The organism is Bacillus sp. z60-11 (assembly GCF_046464135.1).
GTDB lineage: Bacteria > Bacillota > Bacilli > Bacillales > Bacillaceae > Bacillus > Bacillus sonorensis_A.
This window is the reverse complement of record NZ_JBIYSN010000004.1, coordinates 252,011-274,156: the sequence shown is the minus strand read 5'-3', so window position 1 is coordinate 274,156 and position 22,146 is coordinate 252,011. Positions and strand designations below refer to the sequence as shown.

At 50.9% G+C, this 22,146-nt stretch carries 2 protein-coding genes and 1 riboswitch; both genes read right to left on the bottom strand.

All coding sequences use genetic code 11. The features are described 5' to 3' along the window. Nucleotides 1-34: 34 nt before the first annotated feature. On the bottom strand, nucleotides 35-10,786 hold the full coding sequence (locus tag ACINLD_RS13595) for an amino acid adenylation domain-containing protein (protein ID WP_410207035.1): 10,752 nt from the start codon (nucleotides 10,784-10,786) through the stop codon (nucleotides 35-37). A 20-nt stretch (nucleotides 10,787-10,806) separates the two neighbouring features. Further along, nucleotides 10,807-21,549 (bottom strand): amino acid adenylation domain-containing protein, encoded by a 10,743-nt coding sequence (locus ACINLD_RS13590; protein WP_409444835.1) that lies wholly within the window; start codon nucleotides 21,547-21,549, stop codon nucleotides 10,807-10,809. A 186-nt stretch (nucleotides 21,550-21,735) separates the two neighbouring features. Then, a riboswitch (cyclic di-GMP riboswitch) is annotated at nucleotides 21,736-21,822 on the bottom strand. Between the last annotated feature and the right edge of the window lie 324 nt (nucleotides 21,823-22,146).

Here is a 22,146-nt window from a genome sequence, read left to right as displayed (position 1 = left end):
ACCCGCTTATTGTGAAGCGGGTGTTCCCTGTTGTTTAGTTCAGATTTTCTTCAAGGACGTCAAATAGATCGCCCATTTCTTCCATTTCAAGGTCTCCGGCGGTAAAGTCGCTCGGCGTGAATTCGCGCCCTTCTTTGGCCGTACAATGATCGATCAATTGCTGCAGATGATGTTTGAAGCGGTCCATGATCTCCTGAACAGTTTGCCTGTCAAATTCCTTTGTAGAAAAGGAGCAGGACATGATGAGCTTTTCACCTTTGATGATGCCGCTGAAGCTCAAAGCATAGAGCGCTTCTGATTCCTCTGAAACTTGATTCCCCATATCATAAGAGGACGGTCCGAAGAATTCGGTCTGTACTTCATTGTCGATCTGGCCTAAATAGTTAAAACTGATCTCCGGTTTGAGTGAAAAATCGGCGCCATCCGTTAAATAGCGAAGGATGCCATATCCGATTCCCTTATCCGGAATCTGGCGTAATTGTTCTTTTACGCTTTTGATCATCTCAGGCAAGCCGCCGTCTTCAGCCCCTTTTAAAACGACTGGATATTGCGCGGTGAACCAGCCCACCGTTCTTGAGATGTTCATGCCCGGGATGATGTCTTCCCTGCCGTGCCCTTCCATGTTGATACACACTTTTGAATCGTTCGTCCATTCCATGATCGTCAGCTTTAGAGCGGAAAGCAGAATGTCATTGATATCCGTACCATACGGCTCATGGACTTTCGTCAAAAGCAAACGTGTTTCCGCTTCAGTTAATTCGAACATTACAGCGGCTGAGTCTTTCACTTTCCTTTCAGCGGCTGTATGGTCCTTCGGCAATGCCGGAATTCGTTCTTCTTCAAGACTGCGCCAATAGTCGGCTGTGTTACGGAAGCGTTCGGATTGCGCATAGGCCTCAAGCTCTTCAGCCCAGTCTTTGAACGAATTTGTTTTGTCAGGGAAGACAATGTCCTGCCGCTGAGCGGCCTGCAGGTAGCCAGATGCAAAGTCTTCCAGCAGGATTCTCCATGATACACCGTCCACGACTAAATGATGAATGACAATCAGCAAATGGTCGCCTTCTGCAGTCTGATACTGTTCGGCCTTTACGAGCGGCCCTGTTTCAATATGAAGGCTTGCCTGCAGCCGCTTCGCTTGAGCGGCGATTTCCGCTGCACTATCAGTGACATACCGGAGATCAACCACTCTAAAGGCAAATCCGTGCTCACCGGGTCCGCGGTTATGTTGGCTGATGCGGCCGTTTTCCTTTTTGTACACCATGCGCAGTGCATCGTGATGCTCAGTCAGTTTCTCCAGTGTCTGCTCGACGAACTCAGGATCAAAACCTGCCGGGGCGTGAAGCATGACCGACTGGTTCCAGTGGTGCTCGTTTGTGAATTCACGTTCAAAGAACCAGCGCTGAATCGGCGTCAATGCGGCTTCTCCTTCAACAGGTCCCTGGTCGATCGGTTTGCCGTCCGTCCATTCGATATACGAACTGATCTCGCCGATCGTCGGGTGCTGAAACAAATCCTTCATTTCAAGTTTCCAGCCGTACTGCTGAAGCCGGCTCGCCATTTGAATGCCTTTGATCGAATCTCCGCCGAGCGTGAAGAAATTGTCGGTGAGCCCGATTCGCTCAATCCCGAGAACCTCCTGCCAAATGTCGGCAAGCAGCTGCTCTGTCTCCGTCCTTGGTGCTTTGTAGTCGGCTGTCTGCGCTTCGACGTCAGGCTGAGGCAGCGCCCTTCGGTCGACTTTTCCGTTCGCTGTCACCGGAAGTTCATCAAGCTGCATCCAATACGCCGGTACCATGTAGTCCGGAAGCGTCTGTGCCAGCTTACGGGCGAGGCTTTCTGTATCAAGCTGTTCGTCCGCAACGACATAGCCGCACAGCGCTTTGTTTCCGTAGGCGTCTTCGATGTCTTGGACAACCGCTTCCCGGACTTCCGGGAAGCGTGCGAGCTGGACTTCGATTTCCGAAAGCTCGATCCGGAAGCCGCGGATTTTCACCTGCTGATCGATCCGGCCGATATATTCAAGCCGCCCGTCGGAAAGCCACTTGACCAGATCACCCGTCCGGTACATGCGCTCGCCCGGTACGAACGGATCTTCCGTGAAGCGCTGCGCCGTTTCCTCCGGCTTGTTGAGATAGCCGCGCGCAAGCCCGCGGCCGGCGACACACAGCTCACCGGCGACACCGACAGGCTGGACTTCGTTGTTTTCTCCAAGCACATAAGCCCGTGTGTTGGCGATCGGCTTTCCGATTGAAAGCATCCCTTCATCAGGGTCGATCGGCCCGCTCGTCGCGACAACCGTGTTTTCCGTCGGCCCGTAGTTGTTGACGAGCGTGTAGGAGCGTTTTTCGATCTGTTTCAGCTTGTCTCCGCCTGTCAGAAGCACGCGCAGCGACCGGTTGTCCAGCTCCATGAACTGTTCGCACAGCTGTGTCGGCAGGAACGTGATCGTGATGCCGTGTTCTTCAAAATATTGATTCAGCCGGACGATGTCCATCCGGATCGCTTCATCGATGATATGAAGCTCACTTCCGGCAAGCCAATACGGGAACATCTCCCAGACCGATGCGTCAAAACCGAAGCCGGCGTATTTTGCGCTTTTGTCCTCTTCTGTGACTTTGAAGGCGTCGTTATGCCAATAGCACAGATTCACAAGTGAGTGATGTTCGACCATGACGCCCTTCGGCTGTCCGGTCGTGCCTGATGTATAGATCAAGTATGCGAGATTGTCAGGCTTGACAGCGGATTGCGGGTTCATCTCATCTTCTTTTACGACCTCTTCGCTCATCATCGTATCGAGAAGGAGCACTTCCCCGTTGAACTCTTCAGGTACAGTTACATCGGTTTGCGTGAGAAGCAGCTCAGCACCGCAGTCTTGCAGCACATATCCGATCCGCTGCACCGGATAGTCAGCATCAATCGGCACGTAAGCCGCACCCGCTTTTAAAATCGCCAGCACACCGGCCGCCATCTCCAACGAAGGCTTGACCATGATGCCGATCCGTTGTTCCGGCTGCGCCCCTTTTTCCATCAGCAGGCGGGCGAGGCGATTCGCGCGGGCGTTAAGCTCCCTGTACGTCCACTTGCGGCCGTTGTACACGACAGCCCCGCGGTCAGGAGTGCGGCGGACTTGGGCTTCAAACAGTTCATTGATCGTTTTGTCTGTCGGCGCTTCAAGTGCAGTCGCATTCCATTCTTCGACGATTTTCCGTTGTTCTGTTTCATCTATGAGCGATAAATCCGACAGACGGACATGCGGATTGGCCGCAACTGTTTCGAGAAGATAGAGCAAATATCCGCTCCAGCCCTTGATCGTTTCTTTCTTAAACAAGTCTGTCGCATACTCGAATTGCAGACTGAGTCCATCCTCTTTCGCAAAAGCGCCCAATGTCAGGTCAAATTTGGCGGCGGCATGCGAAATGTCATACGGCTTGATTGTTAAACCATCTAAATCAAGTGTTTCCTTATCAGGGTCTTCTACTGTCAGCATGACATTGAAAAGCGGATTCCGGCTCATATCGCGCGGCAAATCAAGCTTAGCGATCAGCTCTTCAAACGGGTAGTCCTGATGATCAAGGGCAGCGATGCTGTTATTTTTGACGGCTTCTAAAAATTCGCTGAATGTTGCGGCAAACGGCACATGGTTTTTCAGCGCCAATGAGTTGACGAACATGCCCGGCATGTCTTTCAAATCGGCGTTTGTTCTGCCGGCTGTCGCCGATCCGATGACAATATCCTTTTGCCCTGAGAGACGGCTTAAGAAAATGTTAAAGACGGCCAGCATCACGGTATTCAGCGTCGTTTTCGAATCTGTTATCAATCTTCTGATGTTAAGCGCTGTGTCTTTCGATGTTTGAAAGCGAATCTGGTCTCCGGCAAAGCTTTGCAGCGGAGAGCGCGGGTAGTCGAGCGGAAGGCTGAGTTCCGGCACGGCTTCCTTAAACTGATTCAGCCAGAAAGCTCCCTGCTCCTGAATGCTCTCCTGCTGATCCGGTTCATGCTGCCAGACCGCATAATCTTTGTAATGCAGCTCACGTTCAGGAAGAGATTCCCCTCTGTAAAGCTGTGCGATTTCTTTCACAAAAAGGCTTCTTGACACACCGTCGGCAATAATATGATGGGTGTCGATCAAAAGCAGATGCCGCTTCTCACTGATGGTGAGCAGCTCCGCCCGGATGAGCGGGGCGCTGTTTAAATCAAACGGTCTGATAAAGCGGCTGATTTCTTTTTCCGCATCCTCCTCTTGAATTGGCGTCACTTTGACATCGATGTCCGCATGTTCGTGCACTTTTTGCACCGGATGGCCGCCGATTTCCGCAAATGATGTGCGCAGCGGTTCATGGCGCTTCACCAATGCAGCAAATGCCCGTCTGAGGCGCTCGACATCAAGAGGCCCTTCTACCGTGAAAACAGACGGCATATTATATCCGGTTCCGTCCTTTTCAAGATGATGGAGGACGTACATCCGTTTTTGAGCGGAAGAAACAGGATACCAGCCGCGTTTTTCGGCAGGCCGGATGCCGTTTTGCCAAGATCGCTCTTCATCTGACTCGATATAGCGTGCGAGCCGGCTGATTGTCGGGCACTCAAAGAGCGCTTTTAACGGCACTTTTTTCCCCAGTTTCGAGTGAATGTCGGCTGTCAGCATCATTCCTTTCAACGAATGACCGCCAAGATCGAAGAAGTGGTCTTCGATTCCGATCGGCCGGGTGCCGAGAACATCTTCCCAAATGAGGGTCAGCTCTTTCTCTAGCTCTGTTGACGGCGGCAAGTAAGAACCGCTGCGTTCGTTTAGCGTTTGAGGCTTGGGCAGTGCGCTGCGGTCGATTTTTCCGTTTGCCGTAAGCGGGATCTCATCAACACTGATGAAGGATGACGGCACCATATACGAAGGCAGGCGTTCGGAAAGCCGCTGCCTCAGCTCAGCAGATGCCGGCTGTCGTTCCGATTGAATATAGGCGCACAGCTCCTCCATTCCGGAATCGGATGTAATCGCGAGAACGACCGCTCTTTCTATAGCTTCCTGGTCTTTTAGAGCGTCTTCGATCTCCTTCAGTTCAATCCTGTATCCGCGGATTTTCACTTGATCATCCGTTCGTCCGACAAATTCAAGCTCCCCATCCGGGTGCCGGCGGACGAGATCTCCCGTCTGATACATGAACGTGCCCGGAGCATAAGGATTTTCGATAAACCGTTCAGCTGTCAGCTCATGTTTGTTCACATATCCTCGCGCCAGCCCTTTTCCGGTGATATATAATTCGCCTGCCGCGCCGGGAGGAACAAGATGATGTGAATCATCAAGCACCAAAGCGCCTGCGCCCGGAATCGGCCGTCCGATCGTTGGACGTTTGGCAAATTCGGCGATTCTGTCCTGCTCGATCACTTTTGCAATCGTCCCGATCGTCGTTTCCGTCGGACCGTAATGGTTGATGAACCGTGCCTTTGGATAACGGGAATGGAACCGTTCCACATCGGCCGGATTGATTTTTTCTCCCCCAAGCACAATCAGTCTGAGCGACTGAAGCCCCTTTGCCGAAGCAAAGCTTTGCGGCTGAACGACCGTATGGAACAAGGACGGCGTCAGCTTGATATATGTAATCCCTTGTTTGCCAATATAGCGGCTTAACCGCTCCGGTTCCGTATAGGTTTCCTTCGGTACGAGATGAAGCTCCCCTCCGGCAAGAAGAATCGGGAAAAGGCTCGTGTAGCCGAGATCGAACGCATAGGAAGACAGGAGCATCGTTTTATCCGATTCTGAAAGGCCGGCCTCACTGCTGAACCAAGAAACATAATTGACAAGACTGCGATGTTCGAGCTGAACACCTTTTGGATTGCCCGTCGTCCCGGATGTGTAGATGATATACGCGAGACTTGTTCCGTCATTGATGACATGAGGACATGCGGCGCTTGCCCCCAGCGTGTCCTTGGCAATATCTATGAACATCCCTTTATATTGGCCTGAAAGAGCGGTTTGATAGGCAGGCTCAGTTATAAGCCAGCGGGCTCCGCTATCTTCAAGCATGTAACAGACCCTTGACACCGGCATTTCCGGATCAATCGGCAAATACGCGCCTCCGGCTTTCATGACGCCGAGAATGGAGACGATGACATCTGTGGAACGATCCATCATGATCCCGACGATATCTTCTTTTCCGACTCCTTTTTCCCGCAGCACATTCGCCACCTGATTTGCTTTCTCATCAAGTCTGCGGTATGTGAGCTTTGTATCCCCGCAGACGACCGCCGTCAAATCAGGCGTTTTCGCCGCCCGTTCTGCAAACAGTTCATAGAACGGCCGCCTCTTTACATCCACTGCCTCTCCGCCTTTCGCTTCATCCAGCAGCGTCTCCCGCTCTTTCGCTGAAAGGAGCTCGATCTCTTGGAGCCTGATCTCCGGATTCGCGCAGATCGTTTTGATCACATTCAGCAAATGTCCGCTCCAGCGCCTGATCGTCTCTTCTTTAAATAATGAGACGGCATAGTCAAAGCTCAAACCGATTTCCCCGCCATGTTCAACCGCCTCAAGGGACAGATCGAACTTCGCCGTTCTGTGCCGGACAGCATAGGATGAAATCTGCAAATCCCCTAATGCCAGAGTTGGAACGTCCATATTCTGCATGTTGAAAAAGACGCTGAACAAAGGGTTCCGGCTTGTGTCTCTGGCTAACGGTAATTTTTCAATCAGCTCTTCAAGCGGATAGCTTTGTCTGGAAAATGCTTGAAGACTTGTTTCCTTTACTTCCTGCAAAAACTGCTTGAATGTTTTTTGCCCTTCCGGACGATTGCGGATGGCCAGCGTGTTGACAAACATCCCCGGGATATCATGCAAATCAGGATGGGTTCTTCCGGCCACAGGCGATCCGACGATCACATCATCCTGTGATGCATACTTCGAAATGAGAATGTTGAATGCGGCCAGCAGGAACATGTAAAGCGTTGTGTCGGCTTCAGAGAGCAGCTTCTGAATCTCTTTTGTGAGCTCTTGATCAATCCCAAACACAATCCGCTCGCCTTGAAAGCTCCGTTTCGCAGGACGAGGGAAGTCGTACGGCAGATCAAGCACAGGCAGTTCACCTTTGAAAACATCAAGCCAGTATTGCTCCTCCTCTTTCAATTGTCCCTGCCGCTTTTGGTCGTTTTGCCAGACGGCAAAATCTTTATAATGCAGTTTAGGAGCAGGGGCTTCCCCGCCTTGGTAGATCCGCGCAAGATCGCGGATGAATATGCCTGTTGAGCTTCCATCTGTAATAATATGGTGCATATCGATCAGAAGCAGGTGTCGCCGCTCTTCCAAACGAACGAGTTCAGCCCGCACAAGCGGCGCCTGATCCAATTGAAACGGTCTGATGAACGTGCTGATTTTTGTTTCGGCTTCCGCTTCTTCGGCTTGAGAAACCGCCAGCCTAAACGGCGAGTGTTGGTGAATGCGCTGAACGATTTCTCCATCGATTAATTCAAACGATGTCCGAAGTGTTTCATGGCGGTCGATCAATGCTTGAAACGCCGATTCAAGGCGATCCTTATCCAAGTCCCCTTCCAAGAGCAGAACAGCAGATACATTGTAGCTCGTGCTTGCTTCTTCAAGCTGATTGACAATGTACATGCGCCTTTGCGCAGATGACACGGGGTAATAAGGCTTCGAAGCTGCCGGTTCAATCGGCGGCGCTTCTTCCTTCGATTCTCCTTCCAAAAATTCGGCCAACCCTCTGATCGTCGGTTTTTCAAACAATACCTTAATCGGAACATCTTTTTGCAGCCGTTCTTGTATTTTGGCGGTCAGCATCATCGCTTTCAGCGAATGGCCGCCACAGGAAAAGAAGTTGTCGTCGATTCCCGGATGCTGGATGCCGAGAAGTTCTTCCCAAATGTCCGCCAGAGTTTGCTCTGTTTCGCTTTCCGGTGCTTTGTATTCGGAATTTGTTTCCTCTGCTGCCGGAGCCGGAAGCTTGGGTTTGTCAACCTTTCCGTTGGCCGTCAGCGGCATGTTCTCAAGCTTGACGAAATGTGACGGCATCATGTATTCCGGAAGCGATTGAGAAAGCTCGGTCCGAAGTTCGGACGTTGAGCCCGTCCGGCTCCCGGTATAGTAAGCGCAAATGTCGTTTTCTCCCGCACGGTTTTCTTTGACGACAACAGCCGCTTCTAAAATTCCGTCAAGCCGGGCTATGCTCGCTTCAATCTCTCCCAATTCAATCCGGAAGCCGCGGACCTTGACCTGATGATCCATCCGGCCGAGAAATTCGATATTTCCATCAGGAAGCCACCTGGCCAAATCGCCCGTGCGGTACATCCGTTTCCCTTTAGCAAACGGATCGCCGACGAATTTTTCATCGGTCAGTTCAGGCTCGTTCAAATAGCCCCGTGCCACTCCGTCTCCGCCGACACAAAGCTCCCCCGGCACCCCGACCGGCTGAAGCCGGTTTTGTTCATCAAGAATATACGCCGTCGAATTTCCGATCGGCTTCCCAATCGGAATGGTGCGCTCATATTCTTGATCGATGAAGAAGCAGGTTGAAAATGTCGTGTTTTCTGTCGGACCGTATCCGTTCCAAAGCGAGAGTCCGGGGCATGCGCGCCTGACCTTGTTGACAACGGACGGAACAAGCGCATCCCCGCCAATAATCAGATCGCTTACGTTTTGAAACATTGCGTCATCCTGCCGGGCCAGCTGATTGAATAGCGGTGATGTCAGCCACATCGTCGTGATTCGGTTTTCCTGCAAAAACACCCGGAAACGCCTTGCATCAAGAAGCGTTTCTTTCGGAACCGGATAAAGGGTTCCCCCGTTTAGCAGCGCGCCAAATACTTCAAATGTGCTGGCATCAAAGCTGACCGCCCCCGTCTGCGCCATCCTCACGTCCGCATGGAGCGGAATATAACCGGCGTTTTTGACAAGCCGGACAATATTGCGGTGCTCCACCATGACGCCTTTCGGCTTGCCCGTTGAACCGGAGGTGTAGATGTAATAAGCGAGATCAGCAGGCTTTGTGATATGGTCAAGATTGACGGCATCTTCTTTTTCAACGCCCTCTCCATCCACGGTGAGCGCTTCATAGCCTGCCAACGAAATTGCCGGGTTCTCTTTGATGATGACGATTCGCGCTCCGCTGTCTTCAAGCAGAAAACGAACTCGTTCTTCAGGATAGGCAGGATCAACAGGCACGTAGACGCCGCCTGCTTTCAGAACCGCGAGCATGCCGACTGCCGCCTCAAGCGAGCGCTCCATCATAATCGCCACTGCATCGCCGCGCTTCAGCCCTTTTGCTTTCAATCTTCTTGCCAGCTGGTTCGCTCTTTCGTTCAGTTTTCGGTAGGTGAGGCTGCTGTCGCCGGCGACAATGGCCGTCTTTTCCGGCGCGAGCTCCGCTTGTTCTTCAAAAAGCTCCGGGATCGTCTTCTCCCGTGGATAGTCAGCGGCAGTGTGATTGATAGCCAGCAGCGCTTTTTGCTCCCGTTCTGATAAAAGCTCGGCTCGGCCAACCTCTGTTTCGGGGCTGAAAACCGCGGCGCGGGCAAGTCTTGTCAGATGCTCTGCCGCCTGTTCAATGAAGGATTTCTCATAAACCGCGCTGTTGTATTTCACTTTGATCGTCCATTCTGCCCCAGGATAAACGATCAGATTCACATCGTAGTTCGTTTGTTCAAAAGCTCCGGCTGCCTTGATCGAGAAGCCGAGGCGTTCTGTCATCGCCCCGTTTTCAAGCTCTTGATCAAGCGGATAATTCTCAAACGCGACAAGGTGGCTGATCAGCCGTCCGTCCAGCGCAGATTTCTTTTGGATGTCATAGAGCGGCAAATAATCGTACCGTTCCGCTTCAATCGCATGCTGCTGCGCCTGTTTGAAAAGCTCGGCGAATGACTGATGCTTGGCGATCTTCAAACGAACGGGAATCGTGTTGATAAACAGCCCGGCCATGTGCTCGATCCCGTTGATTTCCGCTGGGCGTCCGGACACAACCGTGCCGAACACCACATCTTCTGCCGCATTATATTTGGCAAGAACCGCTCCCCAGATCGCCTGAAACAGATTGGGAGCCGTCACGTTATAGCGGCTGGCCGCCTTTTGAATGGCATCCACCATTTCTTTGTCCCAAACGAAAGCAAACTCTTCGTTCTGGTAAGAGTCGCGGGCTGAAGATTCCTTGCGTCCGGGAATGACGCTTGGGCTTTCCAAACCGGCAAGACGTTTCTCCCAATAGGAGCCCGCTTCATCATGATCCTGGCGGCCGAGCCATTTGATATAGTCCGCATACGGCTTTCCCTGATCAATCGGAGCCGGGCGGTTTGAACGAAATGCTTCATAATTTTGAAACAGACGTTTCATCAATATCCCCATACTCCAGCCGTCCATTACGATATGATGGTTGCTCCAGACCAGGTGGTATTTTTGCTGTTCGAGGCGAAAGACCGCCACTTTAAACAGCAGATCTTTCGCAAGGTTGAATCCCGCTGTCTGCACTTCTTTTTTATATTGTGTGATGCGCGTCATTTGCCGTTTTTGATCCTGATCGGCGATATCCTCAAATTCAACCTTTGCCTGGCGCTCAGCCAGGACGACCTGGCGCGGTTTTTGCAATTGCTGATGGACAAAAACCGTTCTGAGGATATCGTAAGTACGAACAAGCTGATTGACGCTCTTTTCGAAAACCGGCAAATCAAAATCGCCGTCTATGATCAGCTCAAGCTGTGTGAAGTAAGAGGAAGACTCCGGATCAAGCATGGCATGATACAGCATCCCCTCCTGCATCGGTGTCAAAGGATACACCTTTTGAATCTTTTGTTTCCCCATAAGGCACCTCGTCTTTTTTGTTAGAAAATTTCCATCAATTTATCAAGTTCTTCAAGTGTCAGATCATCATCTCCAAGATCGCTTGGTGTGATCTCGCCTTCATCTTGACTTAAGCAATGATTCATGACTTTCAGTAAATGCGCCTTAAAGCTGTCAGCGACAGACGCGATTGTGCTTTCCTCAAATTCCAGAGAGCTGTAGGCGATCGACATCGTCAATACGCCGTCTTCAATATATCCGACGATGTCAAGCACATTCGGCTTTTCCGTGTCAGGGCTCAGCGGCTCGCCTGACGGCATGGATGATCTCGAAAACAGACCGGATTCCGACATCTCTGTAAACTGGCCTAAATAGTTAAAGCTGATTTCCGGCTTGAACGGCTTTGCCTGTTGACCGGCTTCCGTCAAGTAGCGGTAAATCCCATAGCCGATCCCCTTATTCGGAATGTGGCGCAAATCCTCTTTGATCCGTTTCATTTGATAGCCGATATCATCGGCATCGTTCATCTGTATCAGGGCCGGGAACTGGCTTGTAAACCAGCCGACGGTCCGAGAGATGTTCAAGCCCGCGATGATGTCCTCGCGACCGTGTCCTTCAAGATGGATGAGGAATTCATTCCCACCGGTCCACTCTTTCATTGCAAAGCCCAGCGCCGCTAGCAGTATGTCGTTCATTTCTGTGTTGTACGCTTCATGAACTTTTGTCAGCAGCTGCTCTGTTTCTTCTTTACAGAGAGTGAATTCCGCCGTTTTCGTATGGCACATCCGCCGGTCATTTGATTCATGATCTTTAGGAAGCGGTATTGCCGCTTTCCCCTCGATTTCCTGCCAATAGCCGATTTCCTTGGCAAACGCTTTGGAGGCGGCATATTCTTTTAAGCGAACTGCGTATTCAGCAAAAGAATGTGATTTCTCGGGAAGAACAATCGCTTCGCCTTTTGCGGCCTGCAAATAACCGGAAGCGAAATCCTCGAGTAAAATCCTCCAGGAAATCCCGTCAACAACGAGATGGTGAATGACGATCAGGAGGTGATCTCCTTGATCGGTTTTAAAGATCGCCGCTTTTAAGAGCGGTCCTTCAGATAAATTGATACTGCTTTGGATTCGATTAGATTCCCGCAAAATGGCAGCTTCCAGTTCGGCCCCTGATTCATTCAAATGCAACACCTCAGGGTGAATCACGGATTCTTCAAGACCCCTGTTGTACTGAACGATCGCTTCGCCTTGCTGATAGACGATGCGAAGGGCATCGTGATGTTCCATCAGTTTGCTTAACACCCGTCCGGCAATCCCCGGGTCAAACCCTGACCGCGCATGAAGCATAACCGACTGGTTCCAGTGATGTGTGTTTGTGAATTCACGTTCAAAGAACCAGCGCTGAATCGGTGTCAATATGATCTCGCCTTCGACAGGACCCTGATCAATCGGCTGATCATCAGCCGATTGTACATAGGTGCTGATCTCGCCGATCGTTGGGTGCTGAAACAAATCTTTCATTTCAAGCTTTAAGCCGTGCTGCTGGAGCCGGCTCGCCATTTGAATGCCTTTGATCGAATCTCCGCCGAGCGTGAAGAAATTGTCGGTGAGCCCGATTCGCTCAATCCCGAGAACCTCCTGCCAAATGTCGGCAAGCAGCTGCTCTGTCTCCGTCCTTGGTGCTTTGTAGTCGGCTGTCTGCGCTTCGACGTCAGGCTGAGGCAGCGCCCTTCGGTCGACTTTTCCGTTCGCTGTCACCGGAAGTTCATCAAGCTGCATCCAATATGCCGGCACCATGTAGTCCGGCAGCGTCTGTGCGAGCTGATCGGCAAGGGTTTTTGTATCCAGCTTTTCCGCCGCTGTGATATAGCCGCACAGCGCTTTGTTTCCGTAGGCGTCTTCGATATCTTGGACAACCGCTTCCCGGACTTCCGGGAGGCGTGCGAGCTGGACTTCGATTTCCGAAAGCTCGATCCGGAAGCCGCGGATTTTCACCTGCTGATCGATCCGGCCGATATATTCAAGCCGCCCGTCGGAAAGCCACTTCACAAGATCACCCGTCCGATACATGCGCTCGCCCGGTACGAACGGGTCTTCCGTGAAGCGCTGCGCCGTTTCCTCCGGCTTGTTGAGATAGCCGCGCGCAAGCCCGCGGCCGGCGACACACAGCTCACCGGCGACACCGACAGGCTGGACTTCGTTGTTTTCTCCAAGCACATAAGCCCGTGTGTTGGCGATCGGCTTTCCGATTGAAAGCATCCCTTCATCAGGGTCGATCGGTCCGCTCGTCGCGACAACCGTGTTTTCCGTCGGCCCGTAGTTGTTGACGAGCGTGTAGGAGCGTTTTTCGATCTGTTTCAGCTTGTCTCCGCCTGTCAGAAGCACGCGCAGCGACCGGTTGTCCAGCTCCATGAACTGTTCGCACAGCTGTGTCGGCAGGAACGTGATCGTGATGCCGTGTTCTTCAAAATATTGATTCAGCCGGACGATGTCCATCCGGATCGCTTCATCGATGATATGAAGTTCACTTCCGGCAAGCCAATACGGGAACATCTCCCAGACCGATGCGTCAAAGCCGAAGCCGGCGTATTTTGCGCTTTTGTCCTCTTCTGTGACTTTGAAGGCGTCGTTATGCCAATAGCACAAGTTCACAAGTGAGTGATGTTCGACCATGACGCCCTTCGGCTGTCCGGTCGTGCCTGATGTATAAATTAAATATGCGAGATTGCCGGGTTTCACCGCCGACTGCAGATTTCGCTCATCTTCTTTTGTCAATTCTCCCTTCAGCATCAAATCAAGCTGAATGGATTCACCGCTGAATCCTTCCGGCGCGGCTAAGTCTGTCTGTGTTAAAAGCAGCTCAGCACCGCTGTCTTCCAATACATATCCGATCCGCTGCACCGGATAATCAGGATCAATCGGCACGTAGGCCGCGCCCGCTTTTAAAATTGCGAGCACACCAACCGCCATTTCCAACGAAGGCTTGACCATGATACCGATCCGTTGTTCCGGCTGCCCCCCTTTTTCAATCAGCAGGCGGGCGAGGCGATTCGCGCGCGCATTAAGCTCCCTGTACGTCCACTTGCGGCCGTTGTACACGACAGCCCCGCGGTCAGGAGTGCGGCGGACTTGGGCTTCAAACAGCTCATCGATTGTTTTGTCTGTCGGAACATCAAGTGCCGTGTCATTCCAGGCGGCCACGAGCCTCCGTTTTTCCGTTTCATCCAAGAGTGACAGCTCGGAGAGCCGGACATCCGAATGATGAGCGGCCGCTTCAAGGAGGTGAAGCCAGTATTCGCACCAGCGCTTGACGGATTCATGCTGAAAGAGCGCCGTATTATATACCATTTCAAGCCGTACAATGTCTTCTTCTTCGGCTGCGGTCAAGGTCAGATCAAATTTTGCCGCCTGCTGACCAAGCTCATACGGCTGCAGTGTGATCCCTTCCATCGACAAGTCTTTTACATCCGCGTTTTGCATTGAAAAAACAGCATCGAATAATGGATTTCGGCTCATATCGCGCTGAATGTTCAATTTCTCAATCAGTTCTTCAAACGGATAATCTTGGTGCTCATATGCTTCAAGCGCCGTTTCTTTGACTTCCTTGAGGAATGCGGCAAAGGTTTTCTCTCCTTTTGGATGCGTCCTCATCGCCAATGTATTGACAAACATCCCGATCACATTGTCGACATCGGCGTACGGTCTTCCGGCGACCGGAGAACCGACCACAATCTCGCTTTGACCGCTCAGCTTGGCTAAAAATACGCTGTATGAGGCAAGAAGCACCGTGTTTAGGGTCGTTTCTGTTTGTTGAGCCAGATCCTTTAGCGCTCGGACAAGCTCAGGCTTGAGCTCAAAGGTGAGACGCTCGCCTTCAAACGTCTGCACCGCCGGTCGCGAAAAGTCTGTCGGCAGTGTGAGGACGGGCAGTTCTCCGCCCAGTTTTTTCAGCCAATACGCCTCTTGCTTGTTGTGTTCCGTTTGCAGGCGCTTTTGCTGCCAGACTGTATAGTCTTTATACTGAATCTTTAGTGGTTCAAGCGTCTCTCCAGCGTAAAGCTTTGTCATTTCATCGATCAGAATGCCGACGGATGCGCCGTCTGAAATGATGTGATGCATATCTGTCAGTAAAAGATGCCTTTCCTCAGCCAGGCGAAGGATGCTCATTCTGAAAAGCGGCGCCTTAGTGAGATCAAACGGCTGGATAAACGCTTCAATTAGCTGATCTGTTTCTCGTTCATCCGCATCGATAACATCAATCGCAAATTCGGCGTCCTTCCATATCCGCTGAACTGGCTCACCGTCTCTGATTTCAAACGATGTTCGAAACGCTTCATGGCGCTTGATCAGATTATTTACAGCAACTTCCAGCCGGGCAAGGTCGAGCTTTCCTTCAAGCTTTAAAACGGATGGCATGTTATAGGTTTTCTCCGCGCCTTCAAGCTGCTGCAGGACATAAAGCCGTTTTTGCGCCGATGATACAGGATAGGCCTCCTGTTCTTGCGCGGCTTCGATATAGATCACCGCTTTTTCCTTTGCGTCCGCGGCCGCTTTTGCCAAGCATTCGATTGTCGGCGACTTGAACAAATCTTTCAGCTGAAGATCGACATCCAGCTCTCGCTGAACGCGGGCCATAAGCTTCATTCCCGCTAAAGAATGACCGCCAAGCTCAAAGAAATTGTCATGCACTCCAACTTGAGAGATGCCGAGCGCTTCCTGCCAAAGCTCGGCAAGACGGGCTTCTGTGTCATTCCGCGGAGCCGTATATTCCCTCTGCACACTTTGGGCGGCGTCAGGTGCAGGCAGCGCTCTTCTGTCCACTTTTCCATTCCCTGTGAGCGGAAGCTCTTCCAACTGGATAAAAACAGACGGGACCATATAACCGGGCAGACCCGCAGCTGCATGTTCGCGCAGCTCGCGACTTGAAAGCTGTCGATCGGCGACAATGTATGCGCAGATCATCTGATCGCCCGAATCGGCAGCAACAGCCAGGACTGCAGCTTCCTGGATCATGTCATGGGTCAGCAGCTGATGCTCGATCTCGCCCAGTTCGATTCTTTGGCCGCGGATTTTCACCTGGTGATCCATCCGGCCGATAAATTCAAGACTTCCGTCGGCAAGCCATCTTGCCATGTCGCCTGTCCGATAGATGTTCCGATCTTTTTGAAACGGATGTGCTGTGAATTTCTCCGCCGTCAGTTCCGGACGGTTGAAATAGCCGCGGACAAGCCCGTCTCCTCCGACGCACAGTTCACCGGCAACACCTGCAGGCTGAACCTTTCCAGCAGGATCAAGGATCAGCACCTCTGTATTGCTGACCGGCTTTCCGATCGGAATCGACTGCGCATCAGCGCTGACATCATTGACGGGATGATAAGTGGTAAAAACAGAACTCTCTGATGGCCCGTACATATGAAGAAGCCGGCCCTTTCCAACAGTCTTGAGCGCTCTTCTGACATGATCGACGGATGCGCGCTCACCGCCGAACAGCACCCTGCGCAATGTCTTCATACTGTCTGGCCGCATATCGACAAGCATGTTGAACAATGCCGTTGTGATCATCAAAACGGAGACTTTTTCGTTTTCAAGCATGGCGGCAAGCCGGCCCATATCAAGGATTGTCTCCTTCGGGGCAACCACCAGTTTGGCGCCGTTCAGCAAGGAACCGAACATATCAAACATGAAGGCGTCAAAAACATAATTGGAAATGGAAAGTACGATGTCTGTATCAACGATTTCCAAATAGTTCGGGTTTTTCACAGTCCGCAAAATATTTCGGTGTGTCACCATGTTGCCTTTCGGCGTTCCGGTCGTTCCTGATGTGTATGTCAGATTGGCTAAAGCTTCCGGAGAAATCGGAACATTCAAGTTGGCCGATTCTCCTTGATATAGATGGGCTTCATCAAGGAAGAACATCTCGCCCGCAAAGTCCGCCGCTTCAGCAAGCGGTCTCAACGCCGTTTGCGTTAACAAAACCGCTGCTCCGCTGTCGCGGAAGAAGTGGTGGATGCGCTGCTCTGGATGATCGGGATCAACCGGCACATAAGCGGCCCCGGCTTTTAACACGGCAAGGATTCCGACGACCATTTCCGACGACCTGGCGGTAAGAATGGCGGCTGTCGTTCCTGTTTGCACCCCTCTTTCGCGAAGACGTCTTGCCAACTGATTCGCTTTCTCATTGAGTTCACGGTACGTCAATACCGCGCCTTCAAATTGAAGGGCAGGGCGCTCACCTGATTTGGCTGCTTGTTCCTCAAATTGTTGCACGATCGTTTGCCCATGCGGATAAGCGCTTTGACCCGGGTTGAAGGCGACGAGCTGCCGCTTCGCTTCTTCCTCTGTCAACAAGCTGTATTCCCCTATTTTCCGATGCGGATCTGCCGTCATTTCTTCAAGCAGGTTCAAGTAAGCTTTCAGTATTCTCTCGGCCGTATCTTTTTTAAACAGTTTTGTACTGTAATCCAAATCGAGAATCAATTCACCGTGTTCTTTCTTTGCCTGCAGGGTCAAATCAAATTTGGCGATGTTGAAATTCGTTTCCTGAATGGACAGACGCAAATCGCCGAGCAGCGGAATGTCCTCCATTGCATTTTGCAAAATAAACATCGTATCAAAGAGAGGATGACGGCTTAAATCACGCGGAACATTGAGCTTTTCGACGAGCCATTCAAACGGATAATCCTGATGTTGAAACGCGTTCAAGACCGTGTGCCGCACATCATGTAGAAATTCAGCAAACGTTTTTTCACGATCGACTTTCGAGCGGATCGCCAGCGTATTGACAAACATTCCGACGATCCCTTCCAAGTCGGAGTGGCTGCGGCCGGCGGCCGGCGTCCCGACAATCACATCTTCCTGTCCGGCGTATTTCGCAAGAAGCGTATTGTAAGCGGCCAGCATGACCATATACAGTGTCGCGCCGTTTTCATCAGCAAGTCCGACCATTTTTTCCTCGATCTCTTTTGGCACGGCAGCGGAAACCCTGTCTCCTGCAAAGCTTTGCACAGGCGGACGAGGCTGATCCGTCAACAGCTGCAGGACAGGGAGCTCCCCGGAGAAGACGTTTTGCCAATATTCTTCTTCTTTTTGATAGCCGCCATCGGTCTGATTGTTTTGCCAGACGGCATAATCTTTGTAGTGCAGGCGCATCTCCGGCAGTTCTTCCCCTTTATACAACTTGGCCAGCTCATGTAAAATAATCGAAATCGAAACCCCGTCGGAAATCAGGTGGTGCATATCAAACAGCAGCATGTGTCTGCTTTCTTCCAGGCGGACGAGGCCGATTCTCAAAAGCGGCGCTTTCCCGAGATCAAAACGGCGTACAAACGATTTTATCGTTTGTTCTAAAGGCTTGTCCCCGCTCTGGATCACCTCGATGTGCAGCTCAGCTTTTGCATGAATACGCTGCCTCGGTTCTCCATTGACAGATACAAATGAAGTACGGAGCGCTTCATGTCTTTCAATCAGCTTTTGAAAAGCATGTTCCAGACGCTCTCGATCAAGCGGCCCTTCAAGCATAGCCGCCGCCGGCATATTGTAGCCGATGCCCGCTCCTTCCAGCTGACTGACGATATAAATCCGCTGCTGCGCCAGCGACAGAGGATAGTCGCTGCATTCTGCCGCCGGTTCAATGGCTGTAAACCCTTTTTGCTCCGCTTTAGAAACAAATTGACTAAGAGCGGCGACAGTCGGTTTTTCAAACAGGACCTCAAGCGGCACTTCAACTCCGAATGTTTTGCGGAGCCTTGAAAGCATCACCATCGCTTTAAGCGAATGGCCGCCAAGTTCAAAGAACTGATCATAGATGCCGACTCGTTCCGCTCCGAGCACATCCTGCCAAATGTGCGCGATTTTTTCTTCCCTGTCATTTCTCGGCGCCGTATACTCAGCACCCCCTGTAATCGTCGCTTGATGCAGAAGCAATGCTTTGCGATCAACCTTGCCGCTTGGCGTCAGCGGCATTTCTTCAAGCTCGGTGAAATAGGAAGGCAGCATATAATCAGGCAGCCTTTTCGCCAAATGCTCCCTTAACTCAGACACCGAAGCGGCGCGGTCATCTTTCGGAACGATATATGCGCAAACCTCTTGATCGCCGGCTGTTCCCGGCCGCGTAAGCACAGTTGCTTTTTCGACACCGGGCGCACCTTGTAAGACGGACTCAATCTCCCCGAGTTCGATCCTGTAGCCGCGGACTTTCACCTGATCATCCTTTCGGCCGATAAAATCGACGGTACCGTCAGGAAGCCATCTGACAATATCACCGGTCCGATACATGACACCTCCCGGATTGAAAGGATCGGCCGAGAATTTTTCCTCCGTCATGTCCGGGAGGTTCAAATACCCCCGTCCGGCTCCATCTCCCGCAATATACAATTCACCCTCGGCACCATCCGGCAGAAGCGCTCCGTGATCATCCAAAATGTAAAATCGGTTGTTCCCAAGCGGCCTGCCAATTGGTACATAGGCGTTTTCGTACTGAAGTTGTCCATCCCGCGGAATTGTGAAGGCCGAGGCATCAACACAGGTTTCTGTCGGTCCGTAGACGTTCGTGATCAAGGGAATCGATTCGGCTGATTCCGCAAATAAACGGAGCAGCTTTTCGGTCGCCACCCTTGATAATGCCTCACCTCCGACGAGGATATGTTTCAGGCTTGTTCCGCGGAGATCGTCGGCAGCAATCAAAAGCTGCAAATGAGACGGTGTACAGTCCGTGACATCAATCTGGTGGCGGCGGAAATAAGCGGCTAAGGCACGCCCGTCGGAAACGGTCTTTTTCGGTACGATATAGAGAGACTTGCCAAGCAGAAGAGACGTGAATATCTGCTGAACGGAAGCATCAAAATGAAACGGAGCCAAAAGCGCAACATTCAAATCGGCCTGTGCATATGTATGTACAGCTTGCTGAAGCCCCTTAACAAGATGATGAACCTGTCTGTGCTCAATCATGACGCCTTTTGGACGGCCCGTTGTTCCAGACGTATAAATGATGTATGCGAGATGATCAGCACCGGATGATGAAGGCAGATTGCCGAAGTCTTCCGTTTCGGCGATCGCTTCGGAAAAGAGCAGTGTTTCAGCTGATTCAGCCGCAAATGCCTGATCGGTGATCACAACTTTTGCAGCGGAATCCTTGAGCATAAACTGAATCCGCTCATTTGGAAAACCGGGATCAATCGGCACATAAGCGCCTCCGGCCTTGAGAATCCCCAATATCGCCGCTACCGTCCGCTCTGACCGCTTCATCAAAACGGCTGCCGGCACATCGGAACCGACACCTCTTTTGCGAAGCGCCCTTGCCAGCCGGTTGGCGATCTCATTCAACTCCTGATACGAAAGCTGTTTCCCCTCAAAAACAAGCGCCGTCTTCTTAGGAGTCTCAGCTGCTGTTTGCTCGAATAAGCGATGAAGGGTCAGCTCTTTGTCATACGTGATCAAAGAACCTGAAGCACGCTGCAGCAGCTGCTGTTTTTCCTGCGCAGGAATGATTTCCAGATCGCTAATTTTCTTGTCTGGTGCAGCGAGGGCTTCATTAAGAAGCGTCATGAGCCGCTCGTATAACATGACCATTTCTTCGCGGCTGAACAGTTCCTCTCTGTAATCAAAGTCGACCGCAAGCGTCCCCGTGTCCCATCTTTCTTTCACATGAATGGAGACATCGTTAACTTCACTGCCGCTGAAAATCGGCTCAGATAAGAACGATACCGTTTCTTTCTGCTGCCATTGCATGACCTGATACTCCAAAGAGACGGAAAACAGCTTATTTAAATGGGGCTGCCTTTCCCGCAGGTCATTGATCAGGAGATTGTACGGATACTTTTGATGTCTGATGATTTTCAGCTGATCTTTCATCCTTTCCTGCACAAATGCAGTAAAGTCCTGTTGCACATCAAGCCGGGCTTTCATCGGAATGGTCGATACGAACATGCCAAGCATCTGTTTTTCTTTTGCATTTGTCCGGTTTCCCATAAAAGTGCCGAGAACGACATCTTTTTGTCCGGTCACCCGATGCATATAAATGTGTAAGGTTGATAGAAACAAGGAGAGCACACTAACGTTGTTGTTTTGACAATACGTTTGAATTTTTTGATACAGGTCTGGGGAAATCTCTTTAGAAAGACGAGCCGCGTCCAAACGGACTTGATAAGAATCGCTTTGCTTTAAAGATACGGGCTCCGGAATGACTTCGTATTGAGCGTTCCAATACGCTTTATCTTTTTGGAACCGTTTCGATTCTTCGTATTCCAATTCGCTTTGAATGTGTTCTGTAAATGACGGCTGTACAGCTTCGAGGTCGGTTTCCCCTCCCGCAAGCTTCAAATAGATGTCGGTGATGCGGTTGCCTAGGAGTGTCATAGAAATGCCGTCGGAAATCAGATGGTGAACCTTTACAAAAAACCAGCTTTCAACAGGGCTGATGCGCACGACGGCAAACTTGAACAACGGACTGTCATACAGGGGCAGGGGCCGGCGCGCTTCAGCTTGTCCCCATTTTAAAATGTCGGCCATGTTTGTTTTGGCGGCATCAAGGTACTCCAATTCAAATGGTTCATATTCGGTGATATATTGTTTCGGTTCATCCTCTTCATCATCATGCAGCCTGAAGCGCATCGTTTCATTGGTGCGGACAAACTGCCGAATGGCTTCAGCCAATAAACCGGTATCTATTCCCGACTCAGATTTCAGCTTTCCAAAACCGCTCAGATTGGAAACGCTTGTACCTGGGTAAAACTTCTCTGTGTACCAAATACGCCTTTGGGCATGTGTCAGGGGGTAGTATGTGTTTTCCATCTTTCCTATTCCTCCTTTATCAAGTGTCATTTATGGCGGTCTCCGTGATGAACCGCAATACTGATTTGCGGCGTTTGGCGAGACGGCAAATGTGCTGTCACAGAATTGTCAATACCAATATAAAACTATATTGGGAATAAAAAGAAAAGAGCCTACCCGAATTAAAACGGGGAAGCTCCCTGTTCATTCGGCAACCTGTCAACCTTAGCATCGTCCGCACCTTAGGCCATGGCTTTGCGTCCCTGCGTTTCCGCAGGTTTGCCTTTATCTGCTTTTACTGAAATAAATTCATTTTCTGCACACAGTTCACTTTAAATGAAAATATTGTTTTTTTCACCGAAAAATAGGTTAAAAGATTCATGCGGGATACCGAACGGTAGGCGAAAAGATTGATGCGGTTTTCCGAAATTTCCAAAAAAATATGCGGGAAAACGAAAAATCATCGTTTTAATCCGCAAATTCACAGTCATGATTTAAGATTTCATTAATATTTGCTAAACCTAGCGTAAAATTGTTTTTTTAATATATTTTATCAAAAATTTATTTTACAAAATTTTAACCATCATAAAAGCTTTCATACCTTCATTCCTTACAGAA